The organism is Gammaproteobacteria bacterium, from assembly GCA_013001575.1.
Lineage (GTDB): Bacteria > Pseudomonadota > Gammaproteobacteria > Steroidobacterales > JABDMI01 > JABDMI01.
Window position 1 is genome coordinate 1 of record JABDMI010000132.1, and the last position, 9,971, is coordinate 9,971.

At 48.9% G+C, this 9,971-nt stretch carries 9 protein-coding genes; 5 read left to right on the top strand and 4 right to left on the bottom strand.

Annotated features, from left to right (window positions below; all coding sequences use genetic code 11):
• Positions 1 to 55: 55 nt before the first annotated feature.
• The 4 genes from HKN88_10740 to HKN88_10755 are packed head-to-tail and all read right to left on the bottom strand — an operon-like array spanning position 56 to position 2,410.
• Entirely contained in the window at positions 56 to 1,057 is a 1,002-nt protein-coding gene (locus HKN88_10740) for an NAD(P)-dependent glycerol-3-phosphate dehydrogenase (protein ID NNC98533.1), read from the bottom strand.
• A gap of 39 nt (positions 1,058 to 1,096) precedes the next feature.
• On the bottom strand, positions 1,097 to 1,633 hold the full coding sequence (gene secB, locus HKN88_10745; protein ID NNC98534.1) for a protein-export chaperone SecB: 537 nt from the start codon (positions 1,631 to 1,633) through the stop codon (positions 1,097 to 1,099).
• Positions 1,634 to 1,687: 54 nt separating this feature from the next.
• Positions 1,688 to 1,972, bottom strand: coding sequence for a glutaredoxin 3 (gene grxC, locus HKN88_10750; GenBank protein NNC98535.1), 285 nt, complete (start codon positions 1,970 to 1,972; stop codon positions 1,688 to 1,690).
• An 18-nt stretch (positions 1,973 to 1,990) separates the two neighbouring features.
• Positions 1,991 to 2,410 carry a rhodanese-like domain-containing protein gene (locus HKN88_10755; GenBank protein NNC98536.1) on the bottom strand — a complete coding sequence of 140 codons (420 nt, stop codon included), beginning with the start codon at positions 2,408 to 2,410 and terminating at the stop codon, positions 1,991 to 1,993.
• A 124-nt stretch (positions 2,411 to 2,534) separates the two neighbouring features.
• On the opposite strand from HKN88_10755, the gene HKN88_10760 reads away from it, so the two are divergent.
• The 5 genes from HKN88_10760 to HKN88_10780 all read left to right on the top strand — a co-directional run bounded on the left by HKN88_10760 (position 2,535) and on the right by HKN88_10780 (position 9,907).
• A complete protein-coding gene (locus HKN88_10760) occupies positions 2,535 to 4,082 on the top strand; it encodes a 2,3-bisphosphoglycerate-independent phosphoglycerate mutase (protein ID NNC98537.1) in 1,548 nt (515 codons plus the stop codon).
• An 11-nt stretch (positions 4,083 to 4,093) separates the two neighbouring features.
• The gene (locus HKN88_10765) at positions 4,094 to 5,308 is read left to right on the top strand and encodes a peptidoglycan DD-metalloendopeptidase family protein (GenBank protein ID NNC98538.1); all 1,215 of its coding nucleotides are present in this window, start codon (positions 4,094 to 4,096) and stop codon (positions 5,306 to 5,308) included.
• A 99-nt stretch (positions 5,309 to 5,407) separates the two neighbouring features.
• Positions 5,408 to 6,766: a S41 family peptidase gene (locus HKN88_10770; GenBank protein ID NNC98539.1), complete on the top strand. Its 1,359-nt coding sequence runs from the start codon at positions 5,408 to 5,410 to the stop codon at positions 6,764 to 6,766.
• Positions 6,756 to 7,652 (top strand): divergent polysaccharide deacetylase family protein, encoded by an 897-nt coding sequence (locus HKN88_10775; GenBank protein NNC98540.1) that lies wholly within the window; start codon positions 6,756 to 6,758, stop codon positions 7,650 to 7,652. Before HKN88_10770 ends, HKN88_10775 begins: the two co-directional genes overlap by 11 nt.
• A gap of 260 nt (positions 7,653 to 7,912) precedes the next feature.
• Positions 7,913 to 9,907 (top strand): tetratricopeptide repeat protein, encoded by a 1,995-nt coding sequence (locus tag HKN88_10780; protein NNC98541.1) that lies wholly within the window; start codon positions 7,913 to 7,915, stop codon positions 9,905 to 9,907.
• Positions 9,908 to 9,971 lie beyond the last annotated feature (64 nt).

The following is a 9,971-nucleotide window of genomic DNA, read 5'->3' on the forward strand; positions in this document are numbered from 1 at the left end:
CAATGAAATTTTTATGCTTTTGAAAGTCTCGAGCAATCGAGAACCAATCGAAAACCTATTCTTTGCCCAACTCTCTTGACATTAGATTCTGGAAGGCTTCTTGCGGCGCCAGGTTTTCGTAAATGACTTTATACACTTGTTCGGTTATAGGCATTTCAATACCGAGTTTGGTCGCCATTTGGTGCACCGCTTTGGCGGCTTGCACACCTTCGACCACTTGTTGGATTTCTTTTTGAGCTTCTTCGATGCCTTTACCCGCCGACAAAGCCAGGCCCATGCGACGGTTACGTGACTGGTTATCAGAACAGGTCAATACCAGGTCCCCCATGCCAGACAAGCCCATAAAAGTCGTTGGTTTGGCCCCCATTTTCTTGCCCAGACGCATGATCTCGGCCAAGCCACGTGTGATCACGGCAACCCGGGCGTTCACACCAAAGCCCAGACCATCACAACCACCGGCGGCAATCGCGATCACGTTCTTGACCGCGCCACCGATCTCGACACCGGTAATGTCTTTACTGGTGTAGGCACGAAAATGATCATTCGACATTTGCTTGGCGATGCGTTTGGCCAGTTTTTTATCCTCTGAAGCAATGGTTAATGCGGACGGCAATCCGGCTCCCACTTCTTTGGCAAAGGTTGGTCCGGATATCACGCAACCTTGATGGCCTTTGCCCAACACAACATTGACCACCTGATGCGGCAATAAACCGCTATCCAGCTCAAAACCTTTGGTGGCCCAATTAACTCTTTGTTTTTCACGCAACAGGGGTTTGATCTGTTCAAGCACAATACGTAAAACATGACTGGGTACTACGATGAGTATGTCACGGCTATTGGCGATGGCCAGGCCCAGATTCGTTGTCGCTGTGATGTTGTCTGGCAAGGGGCAACCGGGCAAATAAAATTTATTCTCCCGGTCGGCGATCAAAGGATTGATCTCTGATTCCAGGTGCCCCCAGAGATGCACCTCATGGTCAGTTCTGGCCAGTTGCAGGGCCAGCGCTGTTCCCCAGGAACCGGCTCCCAACACCGCGAATGATCGATTTCTTGCCATTGCTTGTTTCCTTAGCTGTGAGTTATCGCAATTGCGAGATCAAGCATTACCTTGTGGCGGATTTTGTCCGGCCGCCGCTTGTTGTTGATCCGCCAATTGTTGCATATGTTGTACATACAGCGCGTCAAAATTTATCGGCTGCAAAGGCACGCTTTGGAAACCACCCTTGTTGATCAGATTGTTTACCGCCTCACGCGCATAAGGGAAGAGTTGCGAGGGCGCAAACGTACCGAGTAATTGATGCAATTGTTGTGGGTCCAGACCCTGGGATTCAAACAAACCGGCCTGTTGCACTTCAGAGTGAAATACGGTTTTGTCATCGTTCTCGAATTGCGCCGTGACCGACAAGGTCAGGACCACTTCGTGCAGGTTCTCTTGCACATTACTGGCACCACTGTTCACATTGACATTGATCTTGGGCTGCATGTTCTGGGAAAAGATCGCCGGTGTATTCGGCGACTCGAAGGAACAGTCTTTTAGGTAGACTGTGCGAATTGCAAAACTCTGTGCTTGCGCCTGTTCACCGCTGGCAGCGTTGTTGTCAAGGTTTTCCGGGCTATTCTCATTTTCGGCCATAGTAGTCTCTTTTATATAGTTGTTAGATAGTTGTAGATGTTAAATTATTGATTGTTAGGGGAACAGCAAGGCATCAAGCCGCTTACTGCGATGTAATTCGTATAACTGGTCATAACCGCCGATGTGTTGTTCGCCTATAAATATTTGCGGCACGCTACGCGCGCCATTACTGCGCTCGAGCATTTCAGACAGTTTGTCGCGTTCGACGTCAACCTGGTATTCGGTAAATTCTGCCCCCAGGTGTTTAAATAATTGTTTAGCGCGTACACAAAAAGGACAATAGTCTTTGCTGTACATTGTAATGTCGGCTTGTTGTGTAAGTGTATCGATGTTATTCATTTTCTTTTAGGCTTGGTGTTATTGATCAATGGGTAACTTGTCGTCAACCCAGGCTTGCAGTCCACCGCGCAGAATGGATACATTTGCATACCCGTCTTTTACCAAAACACTGGCCACGCGCGAGGCCTGAATGCCATTCTCGCAACACACAATGACGCCTTGGTCTTTGTCGCTGATCTTTTTTACCGCATCGCCAACATTCCCGGCTGGCATGTGCACGGCGTTCAGGATATGGCCTTTTTGAAACTGGGAGTCGCCGCGAATATCCAGAACCGTAGCGCCCTGATTAATTTGTTGAACTGCCTCGGGTGGCGACACACTGGCAAAACCTCGTGTGCGAATGCGCCATTCATTTATAATGATCAACGCAAATATCACAAACGCCGCGCTGGCCCATAAAGGATGATTGCCAAGAAATTCGGGTAATTTTTCCAACATAAATATGCCTGATGAGCAGATAAAGCAGGCAATTATACCAAGTCAGCCGGGTTCTCACTGTGTGTATACCTGGAAAGCCCAAGAATTAACCACGCCTTAGCGCGTATAAACAAGAAACGGACGTATGAACAACAAGCAAAATGCTAATAAACCGGTCGTACTGGCCATTCTGGATGGCTGGGGTTATCGCGAAGAACCCGAAAACAACGCTATCCTTGCCGCCCACACCCCGAATTGGGACCGATTATGGCAAAGCGGCACACGCAGCTTTATTCATACCTCTGGTGAAAAAGTCGGCTTGCCGGACGGTCAAATGGGCAACTCCGAAGTAGGACATCTCAATCTTGGCGCCGGCCGGGTGGTGTATCAAGACTATACCCGGGTCACCAAGGCGATTGCAGAAGGAAGCTTTCAGCAAAATCCGGTTATAAATCAAGCATTGCAAAAGGCCAAGGGTCACGCCGTACATGTGATCGGTTTGCTCTCGCCTGGCGGGGTACACAGTCATGAAGAACATATTTTTGCGATGCTCGAGCACGCTCTCGCAAATACGCAAGGACCGGTCTATTTACACGCCATTCTGGATGGTCGCGATACCCCGCCACGCAGCGCCAAAGCCTCGCTGGAAAAAGCCGAGGCTTTGTTTAAACAAGCCGGACGTGGGCATGTGGCCAGTATTATCGGTCGCTATTACGCCATGGATCGGGACAATCGTTGGGAACGGGTAGAACAAGCCTATGCCTTGTACACCGAAGCCAGATCAGCGTATCGCAGCACCAGTTCAGTCGGCGCTTTGGCGGCGGCGTATGCGCGTGATGAGAATGACGAATTCGTAAAAGCCACAGCGATCATGCACCAGGCACAAAACCCCGTGACCATCGAAGACGGTGATAGTGTGATCTTTATGAACTTTCGGGCCGACCGCGCACGTGAGTTGACTTATTGTTTTACCGATGACGCGTTCCACGGCTTTGTGCGCGAGCAACGTCCCAAGCTTGCCGAATTCGTGTGTTTGACGGAATACCAGAAAAATATCCAGGCGCCGGTTGCCTATGCGCCGGTCACCTTGAGCAATACTCTGGGCGCGTACATCTCAAACCTTGGCCTCAAGCAATTACGCATTGCAGAAACTGAAAAATACGCCCATGTCACTTTCTTTTTTAATGGCGGTGAAGAAACTCCGTTTAAGAACGAGGACCGGGTGCTGGTGCCGTCACCTAAAGTGGCAACTTATGATCTGCAACCTGAAATGCATGCCCCGCAACTGACCGATAAACTGGTTGACGCGATCCATTCCGGAAAATACGACTTGATTGTGGTTAATTACGCCAATGCTGATATGGTCGGGCACAGCGGAATTTTCGAGGCCGCGGTCAAAGCCATCGAAGCTCTGGACACTTGTGTGGGACGCGTGGCCACAGCACTTAAAGATGTTGGGGGAGAACTGTTGGTCACGGCTGACCATGGTAACGCCGAGCAAATGGCCGACCATGAGACCGGTCAGGCGCATACGGCGCACACCACCAATGTGGTGCCTTTACTGTACCTTGGTCGTGCCGCAAGCCTCGCCGATAATGGATTACTTTCCGACATCGCACCCACTGTTTTAAACCTTCTGGGTTTAGAGGTTCCACCTGAAATGACGGGGCGCAATCTGATTCGTTTTGATTAATGACACAATACTTGCTAACTACCAATCGCAATTACAGGGCTTTTAGCAAGGCAGGTTATTTCGTCAGAATTTTTCACCACATTCTCGGACTGCTGATTATTGCCAGTCTCGTGATCGGCTGGTCGACCGAGACGCACGCGGCCAGCTTGCAGCAACAGCAAAGTGATTTGCGCAAACTGCAAAAACGCATCAATAATTTACAAAAACAGATCCGTAAAGATACCCGTCAACGCGACGCCTCGCAGGCGATGATGGAAAGAATTGACCAGGACATTGCGCGTACGCAAAAATCCATTCGCTTCAATCAACAAGGCATCTCTGAAAGTAATCACAAGATTGCAGCGCTTGAAGAAGAACAGGATGCTGCCCTGGGTCGCATGGGTGAGCAACAAAAACAACTGGCTGCGATGCTTAAACTGACGTATCAAAACCAACAAACCCCGGCCATTAAGCTGATACTCAATGAACAAGACCCCGGCAAACTTGGTCGACATCTGGTCTATTACAAACACATCATGCAAGCACAGGAAACCCGGATCGATCTGATGACCGAACAGGTCAGAACTTACGTGGGTTTACTCGACAAAGCCAAGCTTGAAAAATCCAATTTGCAGGCATTACAAAGTAAAAACCGTGAATCGCTGCAAGAGTTGGAAAAACAACGCGCGCAACGTCAAACTCTGGTCGCGCAGCTGGCCGCCAATATCAAGGACCAGACCAGGGAAATGCAAAGTCTGGCTGCACAAGAAAAAGCCCTTAACCAGATTGTGAGCGAATTACTAAAAACCCTGGAAAGTTTTCCCGACACCCGTCAGCAAGCATTTAAAAATTTTCGTGGCAAATTGGTCTGGCCGGTACAAGGCCGCCTGCATCACAGCTTCGGTCAACCTAGGATAAGAGGCCAAAAAGCCAAATGGCAAGGCGTGTTTGTCGCCACCCAACGCAACACCGAGATTCGGGCGGTGGCGTATGGACGCGTGGTGTATGCCGACTGGTTACCCGGACACGGCTTGATCACCATTCTGGACCATGGTGACAAATATCTGACTCTGTATGCCAATACCGAAATGTTGTTCAAAGAAGTGGGCACCTGGGTGGAAGCGGGTGAGGTTATCGCCACGGTTGGGGATAGTGGCGGAATGAGTAAAACCGGTCTGTATTTCGAGATCCGGCGGGGAAAATCAGCGCTTAATCCGCAATCCTGGTTCAAAACGCGCCAGCCGTGATGCGCTAAAAAGCCAAATTCATCACAAAATCACTAATAAAATCAACACTTTCACAAAGACCTCTGGTCTTTGCCCTTGCCCACCGCTTAGAATAAGCACATGAGCGAACTTCTTAGCCAAACCCCTTCTGCAAACCAGTCTCGACGACGCCGGCCCAGCCCTGCTGCCTTCAGCATCGGTATGTTGTTGGGTCTGTTTGCGGCCTGCCTGTTTGTGGTTTATCAAAATCGCTCCGCACCAGCCCCGCAGCCTGTTGAAACCGATATGGATAAAACCGTAGCACTCATCGGGCAAGCCATGCAACAGGTGAGAAGTGACTATATTGACGAGATCTCTCCTCAGGAGTTGGCAGAAGCGGCATTGGAAGGAATGTTTACCCGTCTGGATGAGCACTCCCGCTATCTTGATGAACAAACCTATCAAAATCTGGTGCAGCAAACCGATGGTGAGTATCTTGGCATTGGCATTGAAATTGAATCCCAGGATGGTGCGATCACCGTGGTTTCGGTTCTTGATGATTCACCGGCTGCACGTATTGGTTTGCAAGCTGACGATCTGATCGTGGCCGTGAACGGTCAGGACATAGAAAAACTGCCAGCGGCTGATCTGTTAAATGAAATTCGTCATGCTGTGAATTCGGTCTTAGCGTTGAGTGTGCAACGTGGCGACGAGAATTTTGATGTACAACTAACGCGTGACATGATCATTATTGCCAGTGTTGAAAGTTTTCTGATTACCCCGGCCAACAAGAGCAGCCTGAGCAATACGCCAAAAGCAGAAGCCATTGCGTATGTTCGCATTCGCCAATTCAATGAGAACACCGCCTCGGATCTGCAAAATATCCTGGACAGATTCTTGCTCACTGAACATTCCCTGTATGGACTGGTGCTTGATCTGCGAAATAATCCGGGTGGCCTGGTAACTTCTGCGGTTGAAGTTGCTGACCTGTTTTTACACAGCGGTACGATTGTGAGTGCCAACGGGCGCGCGAGTGATGCGGATTTTGTGTTTCAGGCCCAGGTCGGTGAATCTTTTGCCGACATCCCGGTGGTGGTCTTGATCAATGGCGCAACCGCCTCGGCGGCTGAAATTGTGGCTGCGGCCTTGCAAGAACAGGATCGTGCGATCTTGTTAGGTGAACAATCCTTTGGCAAGGGACTGGTGCAAACCATTATCCCGATAGATTCCGGAGCCTTGAAACTGACTACCTCCAGATATTACACACCGTCAGGTCTTTCGATCAACGAACGCGGCATACGTCCCAATATAACGGTTGCCAATAGCGAGTTACGCATGAGCATTACTGACCTGAAAAATACCAACAGCAAAATCTTGCCACAGCACATGGCGATAAAAGATCCGGTTTTGTTACACGCCTGGCGATACCTCAATCGTGTGACCGCACGTGACCAATTAGCCATGGACATCGATCATCAAGAGGTTCTGGATGTCGAGTGATGCATGGATGGGACGATTTTTTAGTGCAGTTTTATTTTTAGTGTGCCTGGGTAATCCCTTGTTGGCTACTGCCGGCGAAACAAAACAAGCTGCAAGCTCTAAAAAGATTGCCATTATTATCGATGACCTGGGGCATAAATATAAAGCAGGCGTAGATACGCTAAACCTTGAGATCCCCTTGAGTGTGGCTATCCTGCCTTTCACTCCACACGCGACAAAACTGGCCGAACTTGCCCATAATAAAGATCGCGACATCTTGTTACATCTACCCATGCAGCCGGGCAAGGCCATGAGCCTGATGACTGACAAAACATTATCCATCGATATGATGCGCGAAGATTTTCAATCGCTAATAGCCGAAGCGCTGGATGAGGTTCCCCACGTCCAGGGCGTGAATAACCACATGGGCTCTCTGTTTACCCAGTTGCCCGACCAAATGCACTGGCTGATGCAATCCTTGCAGGAAATGTCTCGCGAGCGTCAACAAGAACTGTTCTTTATTGACAGTTTCACTTCACAATTCAGTATTGCCTATCAAATTGCCGATGCCAACAACATTGCCACTGCACGGCGTGATGTCTTTCTGGATCGGGAGCTTGAAGACTCACACATGCAGGCGCAGATCAAAAAGCTCAAACGCATTGCCAATAAACAAGGCTATGCCATTGCCATTGGCCATCCGTTTCCGGAAACACTGGCTTTGCTCAAGCAACACATTCCCCAACTCAAAAAGCAAGGATACGAGTTCGTCAGTATCTCTTCACTCTTGCAAAGCGATGCATTAAAAACCAATATAAAAAAACAATTAGCCAGTCTGCAACAAGAATCACAACAAGCGGCAAATAAAAGCGCCGGCAAATCCAAAGCCATTGCTGCTCAACCTTAAGGCGTTAACCTCCAGTCTGCATTCAGGATTATGCGCGGAGAATGTTCCGGCATTTCGACTTAAATGCGTCTATAATCAGTAAGCTCACAACAACAAAAACACACAGTGCTGCAAACGCAGCAGAATCTGTACACCTGGAGCGGTCATGAGGCGGTTTGTTGCACAAAATGTCCGATTGCTAACTGGCAAGTTCACTTGTCAGCGATCAGGTTGTTGTATCGATCCTCCGGTTTCTGATTGCAATTTAGATCGAGGCCAATATGAGTTTTTTTAAAGAGCTCAAACGCCGCAATGTGGTTCGAACGGCGGTAACCTACATTGTCGTGGCCTGGCTTTTGATCCAGGTTGGTAATGTATTGTTCACCACGCTAGAACTCGACACCTCGGCCAATAAATTACTCTTCGCCATCCTGTTACTCGGCTTTTTTCCGGCCTTGATCTTTTCCTGGGTGTACGAGATCACGCCGGAAGGCATCCAACATGAAAAAGACCTTGAGCGCGACGAGAGTTACACCAATCTCACCGCAAAAAAACTCGACATAGTAACCATAATACTTTTGGTCTTCGCCATTGCCCTGTTTGGGGTAGATCGATTTATCAATAATGACGCAAACTACAATATTGATACTTTTCAATTAGACGATCAGCAGGCACTTGTCCAATCAACACCGCAAGCGACCTCAATAAAAAGCGGACCAAAAATAGCGGACCTGCCAAGTATTGCGGTTTTGGCATTTGCCAACATGAGCATCGATCAGGCTAATAGTTATTTTTCCGATGGCATCTCGGAAGAGATTCTCAATACACTGGTCAAGGTGGATGGGCTGAGAGTGGTTGCACGCACCTCCTCATTTGCGTGGAAAGGCAAACAAGCCGACTTGCGCGAGATCGGAGAAAAACTGAATGCCGATCACATCCTGGAAGGCAGTGTCCGACGCGCCGGGGACAAGGTTCGCATTACTGCACAATTGATCAACACCAGTGATGGTTTTCATTTATGGTCGGAAACCTATGACCGTGAGCTGGATGATATTTTTTCCGTGCAGGAAGATATTGCCAAAGCTATTGTGGACGCCTTACGCATAAACTTGATGGCTGACAGCGAGGTTGGCAAAGTTGGTACCGCAAACATTGATGCCTACGATCTATATCTGCAAGGTCGTGCCAAATTACGTGAGGCCGGTTTTCCCGAAGACTTTACCGCTGCGATCGACTTGTTTGATTCGGCTTTAAGCCTGGATAACAAGTTTGCCGAAGCCCATGCCGGCCGCTGTGAAAGTTTTACCCGGCATTACTCCCAGGCCCTGGATAACAATTTAATCGATCTGGCGATTGCGGCCTGTTCACAAGCCGAAGAGCTTGATCCTGACGCGCCCCAGGTTTTGATCTCTAAAGGAGACCTCTACATTGCCCAGGGCAAGTTTGACGAGGCATTGCGATCTTTTAACAAGGCGGTAAATCTGCGTCCCAACTTTGCACGTGCCTATCGTGGGCGTGCTGAAGCCTATTCAGAATTGGGCGATATTGATGCGGCCGTTGACAATATGGAAACCGCTATCGCCTTACAACCCGACGATGTGGACTCACATGTTTACCTGGGTGTGATCATGTTTAATAACTCGCGCTTTGAGCGTGCCGCAGAAGAGTTTTTACAATCGATTAAATTACAGCCTGACAACGATCGGCATTACAGTAATCTGGGCGGGGTGTATTTTTACCTGGGTGAATTCGGAAAAGCCGCTGAGGTCTTCCGCCAGTCCATTGCCCTGGCACCAAACTCCTATGCCTACAGTAATGCCGGCACCAATTATTACTATCAAGGCGAATACGAGGCGGCCCTGGCCATGTTTCAACATGCGGTTGATCTGAATGTTGCCGATAACCTGTTTCACGGAAATCTGGCAGATACCTGCCGCTGGGTCCCCTCGTGTGCCAAACATGCTGACGAACACTACCGAACTGCCATTAAACAAGCGCAAAAACAATTAATGATCAATCCAAAAGACTCCGTGATACTGGCCCAGCTTGGGGCGTATCTCGCGCGCGTTGGTGATTTTGACCAAGCCCAGGATAAGATCGATCTGGCACGGCAATTAAACCCGAACAGTCCGGAAGTTTTATATTCCGCCGCCTTGGTTGCGAAAGAAAATAATCAGCCACAGGCGGCTGCAAAATTCATTCAAGCTGCATTGCGTAATGGCTACCCTGACAAAGCCATGCAAGCTGACCCGGATTTGAAAAACCTGATCAAATAATTATGAATCAATTAAGCTTTTAAACAGGAGAGCATCATGCAAAATGGAAACACTCGCTTAAAAT

Bases quoted from the DNA above. Each gene is read 5' to 3' on its own strand.
- HKN88_10740 (NNC98533.1), bottom strand. From the start codon at position 1,057: ATGGCAAGAAATCGATCATTCGCGGTGTTGGGAGCCGGTTCCTGGGGA.
- secB (NNC98534.1), bottom strand. From the start codon at position 1,633: ATGGCCGAAAATGAGAATAGCCCGGAAAACCTTGACAACAACGCTGCC.
- grxC (NNC98535.1), bottom strand. From the start codon at position 1,972: ATGAATAACATCGATACACTTACACAACAAGCCGACATTACAATGTAC.
- HKN88_10755 (NNC98536.1), bottom strand. From the start codon at position 2,410: ATGTTGGAAAAATTACCCGAATTTCTTGGCAATCATCCTTTATGGGCC.
- HKN88_10760 (NNC98537.1), top strand. From the start codon at position 2,535: ATGAACAACAAGCAAAATGCTAATAAACCGGTCGTACTGGCCATTCTG.
- HKN88_10770 (NNC98539.1), top strand. From the start codon at position 5,408: ATGAGCGAACTTCTTAGCCAAACCCCTTCTGCAAACCAGTCTCGACGA.
- HKN88_10775 (NNC98540.1), top strand. From the start codon at position 6,756: ATGTCGAGTGATGCATGGATGGGACGATTTTTTAGTGCAGTTTTATTT.
- HKN88_10780 (NNC98541.1), top strand. From the start codon at position 7,913: ATGAGTTTTTTTAAAGAGCTCAAACGCCGCAATGTGGTTCGAACGGCG.